The sequence below is a fragment of the Aureibaculum algae genome, from assembly GCF_006065315.1.
Classification (GTDB): Bacteria; Bacteroidota; Bacteroidia; order Flavobacteriales; family Flavobacteriaceae; genus Aureibaculum; species Aureibaculum algae.
Genome location: NZ_CP040749.1, coordinates 2,454,002 through 2,472,152, shown reverse-complemented (window position 1 = coordinate 2,472,152; position 18,151 = coordinate 2,454,002). Strand labels below are relative to the sequence as shown.

Below are 18,151 nucleotides of genomic sequence, written 5' to 3'. Positions count from 1 at the left end.
TAACCTTTTGGAAACAAATAACGAAAAACAAAACAGAAATTGGCGGGTTACTTTACATGAAGTAATATACGGTACGCATACACCGGCAGGTCGTTTGTTTGACGTACTTCTATTAATTCTTATTCTGTATAGTGTAATCATCGTTCTACTTGAAAGTGTAAAAGCCTATAACGATGCCTACCACAACTTTTTTAATATCTCAGAATGGATCGTAACCATACTATTTACTATTGAATACATTTTGCGTGTTATTTGCGTTAAAAAACCTCAAAAGTATATTTTTAGCTTTTATGGTATTATTGATTTACTCTCTACCATGCCAAAATACTTGTCGTTTTTCTTCTGGGGCTCACAATATTTTGCAGCTTTAAGAGCGTTACGTTTATTAAGGGTATTTAGAATTTTGAAGTTAGTTCGTTTCTTAGGTGAATCTGATAATTTAATCAAAGCAATTAGTGCAAGTAAAGCAAAAATATTTGTTTTTGTTTTTTCAGTGTTAGTCATCTCCGTTATTTTAGGTACGGTTATGTATTTAGTTGAAGGTGCTGCACATGGTTTTAACAGTATACCACATAGTATCTATTGGACCATTGTTACATTGACAACCGTGGGCTATGGAGATATATCGCCAGAAACTCCATTAGGACAATTTATAGCTACTATAATTATGATTATTGGTTACGGAATTATTGCCGTACCTACTGGAATTGTATCTGCTGAATATACTGCCGCTAACAGAAAGAATACGCATCACGATAATGGCAGGGCTTGTGCTTCTTGTGGTGCAGAAATTCATCGAAATGACGCTGAATACTGTAGAAAATGTGGACATAAATTACCAGATGCCTAACTATTTAATTACCATTATCGGACCTACGGCAATTGGCAAAACAGCCTTAAGCATTGCAATTGCAAAACATTTCAATACAGAAATACTTTCCTCTGATTCTAGACAGTTTTTTAAAGAAATGAATATTGGTACTGCGGTACCAAATTCTGAAGAATTAGAAGCGGTAAAGCATCATTTTATCCAACATATTTCTATTAAAGATTCGTATAGTGTGGGGCATTTTGAAAAAGAGGCACTCTTAAAACTTGATGAGCTATTTAAGACGCATAATGTTGCTGTAATGGTTGGTGGTAGCGGTTTATATACTGATGCTGTCTTATATGGCTTAGATGATTTCCCTAAGGTTGACCCTCATATTCGTATAAACTTAAAGCTTCAGTTGGAAGAACAAGGGATTTCGTTTTTACAAGAAAAATTAAAATCATTAGATATAGAAACATATCAAAACATTGATTTAGAAAACCATCAACGCCTTATCAGAGCTTTAGAAATTTGCATGGGAACTGGCAAACCATTTTCTTCATTCCAAAATAAACATAAAGTAAAAAGAAATTTTATTCCAATTAAAATTGGATTGAATGCTGACAGGCAAATTATTTATGATAGAATTAATCTACGGGTTGATTTAATGATCGAAAACGGACTGTTAGATGAAGCTAAACAATTATTTAAGCATAAAGACTTAAACGCATTACAAACAGTAGGATATAGAGAGCTATTTGCTTGTTTTGAAGAAGAAATCACTCTCGATTTTGCTATAGAAGAAATTAAAAAGAATACACGGAGGTTTGCCAAAAGGCAATTGACCTGGTATAGAAAAGACACTTCTATTAAATGGTTTGATTATCAAGATACTCCTAAAAATATTGTGGAGTGGTTAGGCCATACTATTAAAATGAATAAAAGTCAATTGTTCTGATACTATTCTTTTTGTATTACAATTGACTTCAAACGTGAAACATCGCTTCTCTAAAAAATACTTTTATTGTAATCTTCGGGAAATTTACCATCTATATCTTTGTAAAAATCTTGAATTATGGTCATGTCGTGATTAAAATCACCCGTGATATCAACAATTTTTCCAACTCCTGCTATTTTATTGGTATAATCAAGAAAGCCTAAACCAACGGGTACCTTAGCATTTTTGGCTATATAGTAGAATCCTGTTTTCCATTTCTCTACCCGTTTTCGAGAACCTTCAGCTGGAATCATTAAAATTAATTTTTCTTGCGTATTGAATAAATTAACGGCATAATCTACCAAATTATTTACTTTACTCCTATCAACACCAATACCACCTAACCATCTAAAAAAGAAACCATGTAAACCTTTTGTATACACATTTTTTATCAAAAATTTTGACTCTACTCCAGCTTTCCAATAAACCGCTAAAGCATAGATTAAATCCCAATTAGAAGTGTGTGGAGCCGCTAACATTACACATTTATCTACTTTAAATTCTTCAGGGTATGTAAATTTCCATCCAAAGATAAACAGCGTGAAATTACCAATTAGTTTTTTCATTTAATATGTGTTGTAAATTTTCATTAAAGCCGTTTCCATTTCCTTTTTTATCTCACTAGAAGAAACTAAATAATTATTATTCATATAGCTAAAAATCAACAGTGTTCCTTTTTTCGTAATGATGTATCCACTTAAAGAAGTTACTGCACTCAGGGTACCTGTTTTGGCATATACAAAAGGTATTCCATTGTTAGCATACCAGCTTTTTATAGTACCTGACTGTCCACCTACCGGAAAATAATTCAATAGTTTTTCTCTCGGAATTTCGCGATACATTTTTTCCAATAATTTTACCGTATTTTCAGGGGTAAATTTATTGTACACCGACAGGCCGGAACCATCTACCCATTTAAAATCTTGAGGTAAGTCATTTAAATAATTTTCTTTAGCATACTTAATTGCTTCTTTGGTATTGAATTTTCCAACCATTTCTTCACCCACTTGCAACATCAATTGTTCTGCTATAAAATTATCACTAACCGTTAGCATTTGTTTGTATAAACTATCATACTTCTGACCATAGACATACTTAAAATCGTGCTGTGTTTTAGGTTTAATTAACGTCACCGGCTTACCTAAAGTATCACTTAACAATTCAGCAGATAACTTACTGGATGTCAAAAAAGGAACTTCATACTTACGCTTGCTATTTTTTTCGATATAAAAATTATTTTGTTTTAAATCTCGTCTTAGTAAAATAGAATCCAAAACCGTAATGTTCTTTTTTAAATAAGTGGGATAGCTTTTAATTTCCCCAAAATTCCATTTATAAGTTAATAAGTTCCCATAAATGGGAAATAGACTCTTTTCCGGTTGATAGTAATATGGATAATCATCCCAAGACCAACCATTACCAAATGCTGGATCTTCAATACGTGCATCTATCAAATAGATACTGTCTTTTTCATTACCTAAAAAATTCAATACTTTAGAACTATCAAAACCAAACAAAAATGATGGATCTGCCGTTCCTTTAATAATTAGAGAATCTTTTGTTCTATAATAAGCCAAACTCTTAACAGAGTCTTTAAACGTTCTGTAGGCGGCATAAAACGTATACAGCTTGGTGTTTGATGCAGGTGTAAAATATTTTGCACCATTGTGATTCACTATCTGCTTTTTAGTAACAGGATTATACAAAACAAACCCATTAAAAAAAGCTGAAGACTTGTCATTTTTATTCAAGTCACTTTTCAATTGATACGTGGTGCCACATGACGACAATAAAACACTAATAATTAGCATTTTAAATATATTAATTACTATTTTATTCTTCAAAATATTCATCTTTAAATCCTATTAAATATAATTTTTCTTGTGCTCTAGTAACTGCAGTATAAAGCCATCTATAATATGCAATACTTGGCCCTTCTGGTAAATAGGGTTGCTCTAAAAAAACGGTTTTCCATTGCCCACCCTGAGATTTATGACAGGTCATGGCGTAAGAAAACTTTATTTGTAATGCATTAAAATAGATATTATTTTTAACTGCTAACAACCGTTTATATGCAGATTTTTCATCAGCATAATCTTTTGAAACTTCCTGATATAAAGTGTTTGACTCGTCATAAGTTAATGAAGGACTTTCACTTGATAGTGTATCTAATAATACAACAGTTTCAAATGGTTGTTGATCTGGATAATCTATCATTCTCACAGTAACTCCTGCAAATCTAAATCCATAGAGATCTTTGTAATCAGAAATTCTTAAGATTTCACAAATATCGCCATTCGCAATAAAACCGGCTTCGGCATTATCTTCTAACCAAAAATAGTTATTTTTTACAACCATTATGTAATCTCCGGTCGCAATTTCATTTTCTTGCCCTCTAATGGCACTTCTAATTTGTTCATTATATTGATTAGCCCGTTTGTTTGAACGAACAATAAAGGCCGTGTCTTCTACTCCACTGCTATCATAAGCGACGGTGATTGCATCTTGAATATCATAACCATCCGTTAAACGTATAATGTCTGGAAAATTTAAATTAAAAGTGAAATTTTCAAAATTACCATGAGACAATAATCCTCTTATGTTGGTCGCATTTTCTAAAATTCCAGAATCTTGATGTTGACGCATCACTTCATTCAATTCAATTTCAATGACTCTTTTATTATAATTAATTTCTAGGGTTTCTGCTTTTAAGGCGGGACTCAATTCCAATTTTACAGGTGGTAACTGGGCAGTATCACCTACAAAAATAATTTTACAATTTTTACCAGAATATACATAAGAAATTAAATCGTCGAGTAAAGATGCTTGGTCGGAAAATTTCACATTTCCAGCATTATCAGGTATCATAGAAGCCTCATCTATGATAAATATAGTATTGGTGTGTTTATTTTGTTGTAACGTAAAAGATATTCCTCCGTTACTTGCTTTACGCGGATGATAGATTTTTTTATGAATCGTAAATGCCTTCTTTTTTGAATAATTAGAAATTACTTTTGCCGCTCTACCGGTAGGTGCCAATAACACAGATTTCATCCCAACCTGCCACATATTATTGACTAACGTACTCATTGTAGTTGTTTTACCTGTCCCTGCATAGCCTTTCAGGAGAAAGATGGTATTTTTGTCATTATCAAAAATATAAGCGGACAATTTGTTCAATAAATGATCCTGTATGCTAGTTGGCGTAAAAGGAAATTCACTTTTCAGTAATTTATAAAAGTCTAAAGGGCTTGATATCATTACGTTTTTTTACTAATACATCAAAGGTACAAATTGATTCACCATAAAAGTTTTAACTTTAATTTTTTTTTGTAGCTTTGCTGTATAACCATATAAAAATCAAATTTATTTAAAGATGTACACAATTCTAACCATCATTGCAGCAGTTCTAGTAGTTGGTCTGCTCGCGTATTTAATTGTTAATAAAATTCCTAAGGGAATAAGACCAATAATTTCTATATTACTATGGGTTCTTATTGCTTTTTTAGGGTATAGTATTTACACAGCTATTATGGCTCCAATAGCATTTAATAAGGAAAAAGTAAAAAGATATTCAAAGGTAATTGATAATTTAAAAATGATTCGTGATGCTGAATTAGCACACAGACAAGTTACTGGAGTATTTACAGATAAGCCTGGTGATCTTATTAAGTTTATTGATACTGCTAAATTTGCCATTACTGAAACTAAAAATATTGTAGTTCAGGAGCAAAGAGGTGCACTTAGCATTGATGTAGAAAAAAGAGTTGTAGACACTATTGGTTTTAAAGATGTAAGAGCAGATTTTGCTGGTAGAAACTATGCAAACATGTTTGATGTACCTGGTACCAATGCTAAATTTGATTTACAAACTAGTACTGTAGAAAAAGTGCAAGGTATAAGTGCTTCTGTTTTTGAAGCAAAAGTAGATAAAGCTATTGTTCTAGAAGGTTTAAATAAGGATTTTATTAGACAAGAAAAGGAAGCTTTAGGTGGTGTAGATGTTAGAGGTGAGTATATAACTGTAGGATCTTTAGAAGACGTTAAAACTGGTGGTAACTGGCCTCCTTCATATGATACAGCAGAAGATAAAGATAAAGAAGAATAGTTTAGATGTTAAGCATCTAGAGAACAATCATTTATCCATCCAATTCAGTTTGGGTGGATTTTCTTTTTGTGTCTTAGACAGAGAGAATAATACATTTATTGCTCTTAATGATTATGACTTTGTTGAGCCGAATAACTCTCCACAACGTCTTATTGCAAATATTTCTTCTATTTTCGGGAATGATGAGTTGTTAAAACAACATTACAATTCCGTTTCTGTAACCCATATAAATGATTTATTTACGCTTGTACCTAAACCTTTATTTAATGAAGATAGGCTTCAAGATTATGTAAGTTTTAATACAAAAGTATACCCCCAAGATTATTTGGTGTTCGACGAATTAAAAAACATGGACATTGTTAGTGTTTTTATTCCTTTTGTTAATATCAATAATTTTTTAATTGATCAATTTAGTCATTTTGAATACAAGCATAACTCAACAGTTTTAATAGAAAATTTATTAGCAATTTATAAGTACAGCTTGGTGCCAAAAGTATTCGCTCATATGGCAAATGGTCATTTTGAACTGATTGTTATTGCCAATAAGAAATTACAATTCTATAATACTTTTAAATTTTCTACGAAAGAAGATTTTATTTACTATGTTCTATTTACCGCTGAGCAACTAAAATTAAATCCTGAAAAATTTGAATTTCTATTTTTAGGTTCAATCGAAAAAACTGACGATATTTTTGCAATGGCATACAAATATATTAGAAATGTTAGCTTATTAGAAAATAGATCAAAATATAGTTTTGACGAAGCTTTTTCCGAGACTGATAAACGTACTTATTATTCCATACTCAACCAATATTAACAGGCTAAAAACATTATATGCGAATTATTTCAGGCAAGCATAAAGGGAAAAGAGTTACGGCTCCAAAAAAATTACCTGCTAGACCTACTACAGATTTTGCTAAAGAAGCATTATTTAATATCATTAATAACGATTATTATTTTGAGGATTTATCTGTATTAGACCTGTTTTCAGGTATTGGTAGCATTAGTTTAGAATTTGCTTCACGAGGGGCAAAAGAAGTAATTAGTGTAGATAGTCATTATAATTCAGTACAATTTATTCAAAAGACTTCTGACGAACTTGAGCTGAATATTAGAACGTTAAAAAGTGATGTTTTTAAATTTCTAGAGAAGAATCAATTAACTTTCGATATTATTTTTGCTGACCCACCTTATGATTTTTCTAAAGAACAACTTACTGTAATTTTAAGTGCTGTTTTTGAGAATGAAATGTTGAATACGGATGGAACAATAATTATTGAACATTCTAAGCATACAGATATTTCTGACTTACCAAACTTTAGTTATTCGAAAAGATATGGTAGTAGTATGTTTAGTTTTTTTAACAACTAACAATATATAAACTTTGAAATACTATAGTTTAAATAATAAAGCCAAAGAAGTATCATTTAAAGATGCTGTTATAAAAGGTTTAGCTGAAGATAAAGGACTTTATTTTCCTGAAGAAATAAATCCAATTTCAAATGAAATTATTGAAAATATCAATAACTATTCAAATGAAGAAATTGCTTTTGCTGCCATACAACAATTTGTTGGTGACGAAATTCCCGAATCTATTTTAAAAAATATTATAGCAGAAACCCTACGTTTTGATTTTCCTTTGGTGACTATTGAAGACAACATTAAAACATTAGAATTATTTCATGGTCCAACGATGGCCTTTAAAGATGTTGGTGCACGGTTTATGGCTCGTTGTTTGGGCTACTTTAATAGAGATAGTGATAGAGAAGTAACTGTATTGGTTGCAACTTCTGGAGATACTGGTGGTGCCGTAGCAAGTGGATTTTTAGGCGTTAAAAATGTAAAAGTAGTTATTTTATACCCTAGTAAAAAGGTAAGTGATGTTCAAGAAAAACAACTAACAACTTTAGGTGCAAATATTTCTGCTTTAGAAGTTGATGGAACTTTTGATGACTGCCAAGCCATGGTGAAAAAGGCATTTTTAGATAGTGCTATTACAGATAGCAAACAACTAACGTCGGCCAATTCTATAAACGTGGCCCGTTGGTTACCACAAATGTTCTATTTCTTTTTTGCTTACAAGCAACTTCAGGATAAAAATAAAAAATTAGTTTTTTCTATACCGAGTGGAAATTTTGGTAATATTTGTGCAGGAATGATGTCCAAAAAATTAGGGTTGCCCATTCACCAATTTATTGCAGCTACTAACATTAATGATGTCGTTCCCAAGTTTTTGGAAACGGGAGAATACAATCCGAAACCTTCCCATCAAACCATATCTAATGCTATGGATGTTGGAGATCCTAGTAATTTTATAAGGATTCAAAAGATTTATAATGATGACTTGGAAACGTTAAAAGGTGACCTTCACTCCTACTCATTTACAGATGAAGAAACTAAAAAAGCAATGTTACACATCTACCATAACGATAACTATATTGCTGATCCTCATGGAGCTGTAGGTTACTTAGGTTGCAAGAAATATCAAGAAAATAATCCAAACACACAATGTGTATTTTTGGAGACTGCTCATCCTGTAAAGTTTTTAGATGTTGTAGAACCTGTCATTGAAAAATCATTGGAGTATCCTCCTCAAATTGAAGCGGTTATTAATAAAACTAAAAAAGCTACATTCATTAAAACATATGATGCATTGAAGGCTTTTTTATTGACTAAATAATTCCTAACTTTGTTTAAGTTGATTATTAATTCTATGAATGATCAACTTCTACTTTTTACATAATATGTAGGGATGGGAATTTTCCAAAAAACATTCTGATCCTCACGAAAATATAAATTTTTAAAACAGTATACATTGAAAAACACAGCTTTAACACACATTCACGAAGCTCTTGGAGCAAAATTAGTCCCATTTGCAGGTTACAATATGCCTGTTCAATATGAAGGTATTAATGTAGAACATGAGACGGTAAGAAATGGTGTTGGTGTTTTTGATGTTTCGCACATGGGCGAATTTTTAATTACAGGCCCTAATGCCTTAGAATTAATTCAAAAAGTATGTTCTAACGATGCCTCAAAATTAGTGGATGGTCAAGCTCAATACAGCTGTTTGCCTAATGAAGATGGTGGTATTGTAGATGATTTAATAATTTACAGATTAAATTCAGAAAAGTATTTATTGGTAGTTAATGCTTCAAATATTGATAAAGATTGGGACTGGATTGGCAAACACAATTCCATGAAAGCGGAAATGAAGAATTTATCAGAAGACTTCTCTTTATTGGCAATTCAAGGTCCAAAAGCAGCTAAAGCAATGCAATCTTTGACCTCTATTGATTTAGAGAATATGAAATATTATACTTTTGAAGTGGCCGATTTTGCTGGTATGGAACATGTAATTATCTCTGCTACTGGTTATACAGGTTCTGGTGGTTTTGAAATTTATTGTAAAAATTCTGAAGTTGAACAGGTGTGGAATAAAGTGATGGAAGCTGGTAAAGCTGAAGGTATTAAACCAATCGGATTAGCAGCTAGAGATACCCTTCGTTTAGAAATGGGATTTTGTCTATATGGAAATGATATTGATGATAGTACATCGCCATTAGAAGCTGGTTTGGGATGGATTACAAAATTTACCAAAGACTTTACCAATTCTCAAAATCTAAAAAAACAAAAAGAAGATGGTGTTACTAAAAAATTAGTAGGTTTTGAACTTACTGAAAAAGGTATTCCTCGTCATGATTATGATATTGTTGACGCAGATGATAAAAAAATTGGAGTAGTTACTTCTGGTACCATGAGTCCTTCTTTAAAGAAAGGAATTGGTTTAGGCTATGTTCCGACTGAATATTCTAAAGTAGGTACTACCATTTATATTGCTATTCGTAAAAAATCTATACCAGCAACTGTTGTTAAGTTACCTTTTTACAAGGGATAGAATTTATTATTTGCTTAGCAACTGTACACCCCTAAAGTCCCCTCAAGGGGACAATCGATACTAAAAGAAATTATATTAAAAATTAACGAGGTCCTTTTTTTCAATTGATCAAATTTCCAATACATTTATAATAAATTGTTTCTTCAAGGGAACAACGTGGGTATAAAACGTCATTGAAAAAGCGGAGAGCTATTTTTCTACTCCAAGTTTCAAAATTAACAATAGAACATTAAATTAAACGGAAATCAAGTTTTCTGCTTTTTCTTCTTAGCTGCAGGAAACAATACATTGTTTAAAATCAATCGATACCCAGGAGAATTAGGATGTAAGTCTAATTCTGTTTTTGGATCTCCTACCCTATGCGTGTAATCTTCAGGATCATGACCGCCATAGAACGTCCACATACCTTTGCCTTTTACACCGTGAATGTATTTCGCTTCTTCGTTTGTTTTATTTTCACCCATCACCAAAACGGTCGATTTTACATTCTTTCTATCAAAGCTCGTCGTTTGTCCCATAAAACCTTTTACCAAAGAAGTATGGTTTTGTGTTAACATTGTAGGTACTGGATCCCATTTAGCTGAATATTCTTGTAAAGAAAAGTAATCTGCCGTTCTTTGAATATATCTCTTTTGAGTCATATCAATAGATGAAAACTCATATTCAGTTGGACTTCTTACCAATCTAAAATCAGTAAACGCAAATGTTTTATCGAAATCAATCTTATCTTGGTAATTTGCTTCTGAAGGATCACCATCAAACATTGCTTCACAAATATCAACCCCCTCAGCAGAAAGAGCAATGTCAAAACTGTCTGTAGCAGAACACATGGCAAACATAAATCCACCTCCAATTACAAAATCACGAATTCGTAAACTAACCGCTAACTTCTCTTCTGATACTTTTGAATACCCTAACTTTTTTGCTAGCTTTTCAGAATACGCTTTACCTTCAATATACCATGGGGTAGCTCTATACGATCCATAAAACTTACCATACTGTCCTGTAAAATCTTCATGATGTAAATGCAACCATTCATATTTAATCAACTCATCACGTAAAACTTCTTCATCATAAACAACATCATAAGGAATTTCAGCATAATTTAATACCATAGTAACGGCATCGTCCCAAGGCATTTTATCTTTTGGAGAATACACCGCTATTTTTGGTGCTTTTTCTAAAGTTACTGCTTCCATATTTTGTGATGGACTAGCAATCAATTCTAATATTTGTAATGCTTCTGTATCTGAAATAACTTCGTATGATACCCCTCTAATTTTACATTCGTTTCTAAATTCTTTATGGTCTTCTAGTAAAAACGATCCCCCTTTATAATTTAACAACCATTTTACATCATTTCCCTTTTCTAAAGAAAAATAAGTAATACCATATGCCTTTAAATGATTTTTTTGCCCTACATCATCCATTGGAATAAGTATAAAAGATGCAAAAGACACCTCACTTAAGAGTAGTATAATCGTTATAAATATATATTTTAATTTAAAATTCAAGATTTAAGATTTAAGATTTAAGATTGTTCAAAATTACAATTATTAAAATTAAGTCGTTATACTTTAACATTTTGTATTTGGTATATTTGTTAGTATCTGAATGCAAAACGAAATTTCAAGAAAGTCGCCACAGCGTGGTAATATATTAATAGAAAAAGATTTAATTCATATAATTCAGCTCCATTAGGAGCGACATAATAAAATGGCAAACACCTACACACAAATCTATTTTCATTTTGTATTTGCCGTAAAAGGCCGTAACAATATAATTTTATCAAAATGGAAAGATGAATTGTATAAATACATATCCGGAATAATTTCTAACAAAAACCAAAAGCTTTTTACTATTAACGGCATGCCAAACCATATTCATCTTTTAATTGGAACAAAACCCAATTGTAATCTATCAGATTTGATTAGAGATATTAAATCAAATTCTTCCAAATGGATAAATGAAAAACAATTTATTAATGGAAAGTTTGAATGACAAAATGGTTTTGGTGCATTTTCTATTGGTCAATCACAACTCCCAAAAATAATCAATTACATTAAAAAACAAGAAGAACATCATAGAACAAAAACATTTAAAGAAGAATATATTAATTTTCTAAATGCCTATGACATTGATTACAAAACGGAAAATATTTCTAACGACGATTAATATCGATCCTATGGAGTTTAAATGAAAAATGGCATTATTTTCTATTAACATGTTACTCCTCTGGAGCTTAAAATCAAGTTATAAATACACTTTTTTTTTCCTTGAAAAAAATCTACAAATTGGATATTTCTTGCTGGTATTTCCCTTAACGTTCCATCCTCTACTTCAATTAATCCAATAATCACTTTCCCTTCTTTAAACCTACGATGAAAATATCATTTTCCTCCACAAGGTATAATATTAATTAAGCTATCAGGAAATTCAACCTTTCTTAAGTCATGTTTATTTCTAGACTAATACTAATTTATTTTAAAACGGAACATCACCATCATCATCTGGTGCCGCAACATCTCCAAAAGCATCTTGTGGATTTTGTGGCGTAATAAAATCATTCATTTTAGATTGAAATTCACTTGAAAACGATTCTTCTAAATCTGAGAATAATGCTAAATGACCTGTAAATTTTAAACGTATATTTTCCAATCCACCATTTCTGTGTTTGGCTACAATAAACTCGGCTTGACCTTCACATGGACTGTGATCATCATCATCCCACTCGGTTAAACCATAATACTCTGGTCTGAATATAAAAGATACAATATCTGCATCTTGCTCAATCGCACCAGATTCACGTAAATCTGATAATAAAGGTCGTTTACTACCACCACGAGTTTCTACAGCACGAGATAACTGTGATAGCGCAATTACAGGTATACTTAATTCTTTTGCTAATGCCTTTAAGTTTCTAGAGATGGTAGAGATTTCTTGTTCTCTATTTCCACCACCCTTATTTATATTACCTGCAGTCATTAATTGCAAATAATCAATAATAATTATTTTAACACCATGTTGTGACGCCAAACGTCTTGCTTTGGCACGTAAATCAAAAATAGATAATGAAGGCGTATCATCTATAAATATTGGTGCTTTTGATAAGTTTTTAACCTTTACATTTAATTGTTCCCATTCATGTGGTTGTAAATCACCTTTTCTTAATTTACCAGATGAAATTCCTGTTTCACTAGAAATCATCCTTGTAATTAATTGAACAGAACTCATCTCCAAAGAAAATATGGCTACGGGTGTATCAAAATCTATCGCCACATTTTTGGCCATAGACATTACAAATGCCGTTTTACCCATACCAGGTCTCGCTGCTAATATCACTAAATCTGAAGGTTGCCAACCAGACGTTAATGCATCTAATTTTGAGAATCCTGATGGAACACCACTCATACCCTCTTTATTAGATATTTCTTCAATCTTTTTAAGGGCTTGAGAAACCAAACCTTCGGCCGCTTCTGAACTTTTCTTTAAGTTTCCTTGAGTAACTTCAAATAATTTAGTTTCGGCAGAATCTAATAAATCAAATACATCAGAAGTTTCATCATAAGCTTCATCTATAATTTCACTTGAAATACTAATTAAACGTCTTTGAATGTATTTTTGGATTATAATACGAGCATGGAATTCAATGTGTGCAGAAGATGCTACTTTTTGAGTAAGACCAATAAGATAAAAATCACCACCGGCACTCTCTAACTGACCATCTTTTTTTAACTGACTAGAAACCGTCAATAAATCTATAGGTTCAGATTCATTAAACAACTTAAAAATAGCATCAAAGATAATTTGATGCGACTGTTTGTAGAACGCCTCCGCATGTAAAATGTCAATTACATCATCAACACCTTTTTTATCAATCATCATTGCCCCCAATACAGCTTCCTCTAAATCAACTGCTTGTGGTGGTAATTTGCCTTTTTCTAGGTTAATTAAAGTACCTTTATTGGCTTTTTTAGTTCTAACAGGTTGTACGTTTTCCATTATGGCAAATGTAAATTTTTCTTTTTCAATTTTACTCTAAAATACGATTATATTTGAACAGAAACTGTTAATAAGTCATATATTTGTTAATAAGTTTGACAACTAGAATTTTTAAGTATTTTTGACCTATGAAGAAACTAACCGTGTATCAATTACTTAGCCTATTGCTAGTTGTACAAATACTTTTAGTAAAATTACTTTCACACTTTCCAAATACAATTGATCTTTATTATTCAAATGGAATTTACCCTATTATTTCTAACATTTTTAGGTTTACCTTTAGCTGGATTCCATTTTCTGTGGGTGACATTCTTTATTTTTTAATAGGATTATCACTCGTAATTGGTATCGTGAAATGGATTAAAAGCAAATTCAAAAATACTGGGCAGCAGCTTTTTAAATTAGGGGCTTATTTTTCCGTGTTTTATTTTTTGTTTCATTTTTTATGGGGATTAAACTATTATCGAAATTCATTATATACCAATCTAGAACTTAAGAAGGAAAAAATTACCATCGAAAACTTAAGTGCACTCACTGAAAAACTTTTAGAAAATTTAAAACAGACACAACATCAACTGGAATCGAATGATAGTTTAGCAGTACTTGTTCCATACTCTAAAACTGAAATTTTAGAAAAAACTCAATTGGCATATACAACCTTAGCTGAGGAGTTTCCTGTTTACACTTATAAAAATGTATCATTAAAAAAATCACTTTTCAGTTTACCTTTAAGCTATATGGGCTTTGCTGGATATTTAAATCCGATTTCAGGTGAAGCACAAGTCAATAGCTATGTTCCAAAAGTGAATTTACCCGCCATTACGTGTCATGAAGTTGCTCATCAATTGGGAATTGGTTTTGAAGACGAAGCCAATTTTATAGGATTCTTAGCCGCTACGAAAAGTAACGATCTTTATTTTATCTATTCCGCCTATCTAAAAGCTCTACGTTTCTCAATTGCTGGTTTATATCTTTTAGATGAAAACGCAGCTAAGTCATATATTGAAAAAATACCTAAAGGTGTATTGAAAAACATTAATGAGTCCGAAGAGTTCTGGTTAGCTTATCAAAACAAATTAGAACCTTTCTTTAAGATATTTTATGATGGTTATCTAAAAGCTAATCAACAAAAAGAAGGGATGAAAACATATAGTAGAATGGTAAATTTATTAATTGCTTACGATCAGAAATATGGGATTTAATTATCAAAAACCTTGAGTACTAAGCTTAGAATTTAAGAAATGATGATTCCTTTTAAAATTCCTTAAAGAAATGTTAATTTTAACTATATCTTAACTCAACTAGCTAATTATCTATATTTTTAGAATTCTAATTTAACCAAACTCTTTATATTCTATGAAATCGAAATTATATAGACTACCATTTAGGCTATTCATATGTTTAACTTTTTTAAGTATCACTGCACTTACTGCTCAAGAGTATTTTCCTAAAAACGATGGTGTTAAAACAAAAACCACAAATTATACGGCATTTACTAATGCTACTATAATTGTAAGTCCCACACAGACCATAAAAAAGGGTACACTCCTGATTAAGGATGGAAAAATAACTAATGTTGGTTCTAACATTTCCATTCCAAAAAATACGGTTAGCATTAACCTTGAAGGCAAAAGTATTTATCCTTCATTTATTGATGTTTATTCCAACTTTGGAATTTCAGAACCAAAACCGCAACGACGTAGTTTTGGTCAAGCACCTCAATATGACACCAATCGTAAAGGATATTATTGGAATGAACACATCAGAGCAGAAACCAATGCATTAGATGTTTTTAACTATGATTCAAAAAAAGCAGAAGAACTTCGTAATGCTGGTTTTGGCGTAGTAAATACCCACATGCAGGATGGAATTGTACGAGGAAACGGAATTTTAGTAGCTCTAAACTCAGAAGGTTCTAATGCAGATAGGTTATTAGATGTTAACTCTGCCCAATACTTATCGTTTAATAAAAGTAGTGCTTCAAAACAAGTATATCCAACTTCTTTAATGGGAGCCATGGCATTACTTCGTCAAGTATATATTGATGCTGATTGGTATGCTAAAGGAACTATTGATACCAAAGATTTAACCCTCGAAGCGTTTAATACCAATAAAAGTTTAAAACAAATATTTTATGCGGGTGATAAACACAATGCTTTGCGGGCTGATAAAATAGGTGATCAGTTTGGTGTACAGTACACCATAGTGGGACAGGGTAATGAATATCAATTAGTAGATGAAATTAAAAAAACAAATGCTACCTATATCATTCCGATTAACTTTCCAAAAGCATTTGATGTTTCAAACCCATATCAGGCTGATTATATCAATTTAGAAGATATGCGATATTGGAACCAAGCACCTACAAACTTGAGCGTGTTAGCTAAGAATAATGTTCCTTTTTCATTGACTGCACATAGTTTAAAGTCCTTAAAAGATTTTACAAAAAATTTACAAAAAGCAATTGATTACGGATTAGATAAAACAAAAGCATTAGAAGCGTTAACTACAATTCCTGCACAAATATTAGGTAAGAGCAATCAAATTGGTACCTTAGGTAAAGGAATGCAAGCCAATTTTTTAATTACGGATGGCGATATTTTTGATTCCAACACAAAATTGTATGAAAATTGGGTACAAGGAACCAAAAATGTAATTAAAGACATGTCTGTTAAAGATTTATCAGGTAACTACACCTTGAACTTAGATGGTAAAACATATGACCTTACTTTTACTGGTGACGCAAATAAACCAAAAGCAACCATAAAAAAGGATACCCTTAAACTAAAAGGTAGTGTCACTTATAATGACAATTGGTTAGGACTAATACTATCTGATAAAGGTGATAATATTCAGCTTAATGCTCGAATTCAATCTGATTCCGATAACATTAACGGTAATGCTCAATTGGCAAATGGTAAAACAGTTAACTGGTCGGCGATAAAAAAGCCTTCTACTTCAAAAGACAAGAAGAATAAAAAGGATAAAAATTTGCGAGAGATTATGCCGATAACCTTTCCTAATATAGGATATGGGCTTTCAGAAAAACCAAAAGAAGAAACCATGCTGTTTAAAAATGCAACGGTATGGACAAATGAAAATGAAGGAATTCTTAAAAATACAGATGTATTAATTAAAAATGGAAAAATTGCAAAGGTTGGATCTAATTTATCAGCAGGTTCTGCCAAAGTCATTGATGCTACCGGTAAACATTTAACGGCTGGTATAATTGATGAACATACACATGTTGCTGCACAATCGGTTAATGAGGCTGGACAAAATTCAAGTGCAGAAGTTACTATTGAAGATAATATTGATAGTGAAGATATTAATATCTATAGAAATCTAGGTGGTGGTGTAACTTCAATGCAAATTTTACATGGTTCTGCTAATCCAATTGGTGGACGCTCAGCCATTGTAAAATTAAAATGGGGTGAAATTGGTGATGAAATGATTTATACCAATTCTCCAAAATTTATAAAATTTGCTTTAGGTGAAAATGTAAAGCAATCAAGATATCCAACGACCACAAACAGGTTTCCACAATCGAGAATGGGAGTTGAGCAAATGCTCACTGATTATTTTCAACGAGCCAAAGAATATGATGCCGTTAAAAAAAGTGGTACACCGTTTCGAAAAGATATTGAAATGGAAGTATTAGCTGAAATTTTAAATAAAGAGCGTTTTATTACGGCTCACTCTTATGTACAGAGTGAAATTAATATGTTAATGAAAGTAGCAGAAAAATTTAATTTTAACATCAATACACTAACACATATATTAGAAGGTTATAAAGTGGCTGATAAAATGAAAGCACATGGAGCAGGAGGTTCTACTTTTTCTGATTGGTGGTCTTACAAATACGAAGTTAATGATGCCATACCTTACAATGCATCTATTATGCATAATGTTGGTATTGTTACCGCTATTAATTCTGATGATAGAGAAATGTCTCGACGGTTAAATCAAGAAGCTGCTAAAACCGTAAAATATGGAGGTGTGTCTGAAGAAGATGCTTGGAAGTTTGTGACGCTTAATCCTGCTAAATTATTACATATTGATGATAGAGTTGGTAGTATTAAGGTAGGTAAAGATGCTGATGTTGTATTATGGACTGATCATCCATTATCCGTTTATGCTAAAGCAGAAAAAACAATTATAGAAGGTAAAGTATATTTTGATTTAGAAAAAGATAAAAAGCAACGTTTAAAAATACAAATGGAACGTAATCAACTTATAAATATGATGTTGAATGAAAAAAACGGTGGAGCTCCCACTCAAGCTCCCAAAAAGAGGGTGAAAAAAGAATTACACTGTGATACAATCAACTATTAA

14 protein-coding genes and 1 pseudogene are annotated in these 18,151 nt (G+C 31.6%); 10 read left to right on the top strand and 5 right to left on the bottom strand.

Annotation, left to right across the window (positions count from 1 at the left end):
• Positions 1-7: 7 nt before the first annotated feature.
• The gene (locus FF125_RS10245) at positions 8-850 is read left to right on the top strand and encodes an ion transporter (protein ID WP_138949679.1); all 843 of its coding nucleotides are present in this window, start codon (positions 8-10) and stop codon (positions 848-850) included.
• A complete protein-coding gene (gene miaA / locus FF125_RS10240) occupies positions 843-1,769 on the top strand; it encodes a tRNA (adenosine(37)-N6)-dimethylallyltransferase MiaA (RefSeq protein WP_175418906.1) in 927 nt (308 codons plus the stop codon). Before FF125_RS10245 ends, miaA begins: the two co-directional genes overlap by 8 nt.
• A gap of 50 nt (positions 1,770-1,819) precedes the next feature.
• Here miaA and FF125_RS10235 read toward each other — a convergent pair whose 3' ends face one another.
• Genes FF125_RS10235 through FF125_RS10225 form a run of 3 tightly spaced genes read right to left on the bottom strand, consistent with a single transcriptional unit; the run spans position 1,820 to position 5,069 of the window.
• Entirely contained in the window at positions 1,820-2,374 is a 555-nt protein-coding gene (locus tag FF125_RS10235) for a 1-acyl-sn-glycerol-3-phosphate acyltransferase (protein ID WP_138949678.1), read from the bottom strand.
• Positions 2,375-3,652, bottom strand: coding sequence for a D-alanyl-D-alanine carboxypeptidase (locus tag FF125_RS10230; protein ID WP_175418905.1), 1,278 nt, complete (start codon positions 3,650-3,652; stop codon positions 2,375-2,377).
• Positions 3,642-5,069 (bottom strand): ATP-dependent DNA helicase, encoded by a 1,428-nt coding sequence (locus FF125_RS10225; protein ID WP_138949676.1) that lies wholly within the window; start codon positions 5,067-5,069, stop codon positions 3,642-3,644. The genes FF125_RS10230 and FF125_RS10225 overlap by 11 nt, the downstream gene beginning before the upstream one ends.
• A gap of 115 nt (positions 5,070-5,184) precedes the next feature.
• Between FF125_RS10225 and FF125_RS10220 the strand changes: the two genes are divergently transcribed.
• The 5 genes from FF125_RS10220 to gcvT all read left to right on the top strand — a co-directional run bounded on the left by FF125_RS10220 (position 5,185) and on the right by gcvT (position 9,814).
• Positions 5,185-5,916 carry a hypothetical protein gene (locus FF125_RS10220; protein ID WP_138949675.1) on the top strand — a complete coding sequence of 244 codons (732 nt, stop codon included), beginning with the start codon at positions 5,185-5,187 and terminating at the stop codon, positions 5,914-5,916.
• The gene (locus FF125_RS10215; protein WP_138949674.1) at positions 5,882-6,733 is read left to right on the top strand and encodes a DUF3822 family protein; all 852 of its coding nucleotides are present in this window, start codon (positions 5,882-5,884) and stop codon (positions 6,731-6,733) included. The genes FF125_RS10220 and FF125_RS10215 overlap by 35 nt, the downstream gene beginning before the upstream one ends.
• A 17-nt stretch (positions 6,734-6,750) precedes the next feature.
• Positions 6,751-7,287, top strand: coding sequence for a 16S rRNA (guanine(966)-N(2))-methyltransferase RsmD (gene rsmD, locus FF125_RS10210; protein ID WP_138949673.1), 537 nt, complete (start codon positions 6,751-6,753; stop codon positions 7,285-7,287).
• A gap of 13 nt (positions 7,288-7,300) precedes the next feature.
• Positions 7,301-8,596 carry a threonine synthase gene (gene thrC / locus FF125_RS10205; protein WP_138949672.1) on the top strand — a complete coding sequence of 432 codons (1,296 nt, stop codon included), beginning with the start codon at positions 7,301-7,303 and terminating at the stop codon, positions 8,594-8,596.
• Between the two features lie 135 nt (positions 8,597-8,731).
• The gene (gene gcvT, locus FF125_RS10200; RefSeq protein ID WP_138949671.1) at positions 8,732-9,814 is read left to right on the top strand and encodes a glycine cleavage system aminomethyltransferase GcvT; all 1,083 of its coding nucleotides are present in this window, start codon (positions 8,732-8,734) and stop codon (positions 9,812-9,814) included.
• A 245-nt stretch (positions 9,815-10,059) separates the two neighbouring features.
• Here gcvT and FF125_RS10195 read toward each other — a convergent pair whose 3' ends face one another.
• Positions 10,060-11,244 carry an asparagine synthetase B gene (locus FF125_RS10195; RefSeq protein ID WP_250629748.1) on the bottom strand — a complete coding sequence of 395 codons (1,185 nt, stop codon included), beginning with the start codon at positions 11,242-11,244 and terminating at the stop codon, positions 10,060-10,062.
• Between the two features lie 286 nt (positions 11,245-11,530).
• Here FF125_RS10195 and tnpA point away from each other — a divergent pair.
• Positions 11,531-11,989 (top strand): annotated as a pseudogene (gene tnpA / locus FF125_RS22370) (IS200/IS605 family transposase).
• 309 nt (positions 11,990-12,298) lie between these two features.
• On the opposite strand, the gene dnaB reads toward tnpA, so the two are convergent.
• Positions 12,299-13,816: a replicative DNA helicase gene (gene dnaB, locus FF125_RS10185; protein WP_138949669.1), complete on the bottom strand. Its 1,518-nt coding sequence runs from the start codon at positions 13,814-13,816 to the stop codon at positions 12,299-12,301.
• A gap of 128 nt (positions 13,817-13,944) precedes the next feature.
• On the opposite strand from dnaB, the gene FF125_RS10180 reads away from it, so the two are divergent.
• Both FF125_RS10180 and FF125_RS10175 read left to right on the top strand, forming a co-directional pair.
• On the top strand, positions 13,945-15,018 hold the full coding sequence (locus FF125_RS10180; protein WP_138949668.1) for a DUF3810 domain-containing protein: 1,074 nt from the start codon (positions 13,945-13,947) through the stop codon (positions 15,016-15,018).
• A gap of 154 nt (positions 15,019-15,172) precedes the next feature.
• On the top strand, positions 15,173-18,151 hold the full coding sequence (locus tag FF125_RS10175; RefSeq protein WP_138949667.1) for an amidohydrolase family protein: 2,979 nt from the start codon (positions 15,173-15,175) through the stop codon (positions 18,149-18,151).

What these genes read in the sequence shown, in the direction of transcription:
- FF125_RS10235 (WP_138949678.1), bottom strand. Translation starts at nt 2,374, where the DNA reads ATGAAAAAACTAATTGGTAATTTCACGCTGTTTATCTTTGGATGGAAA.
- FF125_RS10215 (WP_138949674.1), top strand. Translation starts at nt 5,882, where the DNA reads ATGATACAGCAGAAGATAAAGATAAAGAAGAATAGTTTAGATGTTAAG.
- FF125_RS10225 (WP_138949676.1), bottom strand. Translation starts at nt 5,069, where the DNA reads ATGATATCAAGCCCTTTAGACTTTTATAAATTACTGAAAAGTGAATTT.
- FF125_RS10180 (WP_138949668.1), top strand. Translation starts at nt 13,945, where the DNA reads ATGAAGAAACTAACCGTGTATCAATTACTTAGCCTATTGCTAGTTGTA.
- FF125_RS10220 (WP_138949675.1), top strand. Translation starts at nt 5,185, where the DNA reads ATGTACACAATTCTAACCATCATTGCAGCAGTTCTAGTAGTTGGTCTG.
- FF125_RS10195 (WP_250629748.1), bottom strand. Translation starts at nt 11,244, where the DNA reads ATGGATGATGTAGGGCAAAAAAATCATTTAAAGGCATATGGTATTACT.
- FF125_RS10175 (WP_138949667.1), top strand. Translation starts at nt 15,173, where the DNA reads ATGAAATCGAAATTATATAGACTACCATTTAGGCTATTCATATGTTTA.
- dnaB (WP_138949669.1), bottom strand. Translation starts at nt 13,816, where the DNA reads ATGGAAAACGTACAACCTGTTAGAACTAAAAAAGCCAATAAAGGTACT.
- rsmD (WP_138949673.1), top strand. Translation starts at nt 6,751, where the DNA reads ATGCGAATTATTTCAGGCAAGCATAAAGGGAAAAGAGTTACGGCTCCA.
- miaA (WP_175418906.1), top strand. Translation starts at nt 843, where the DNA reads ATGCCTAACTATTTAATTACCATTATCGGACCTACGGCAATTGGCAAA.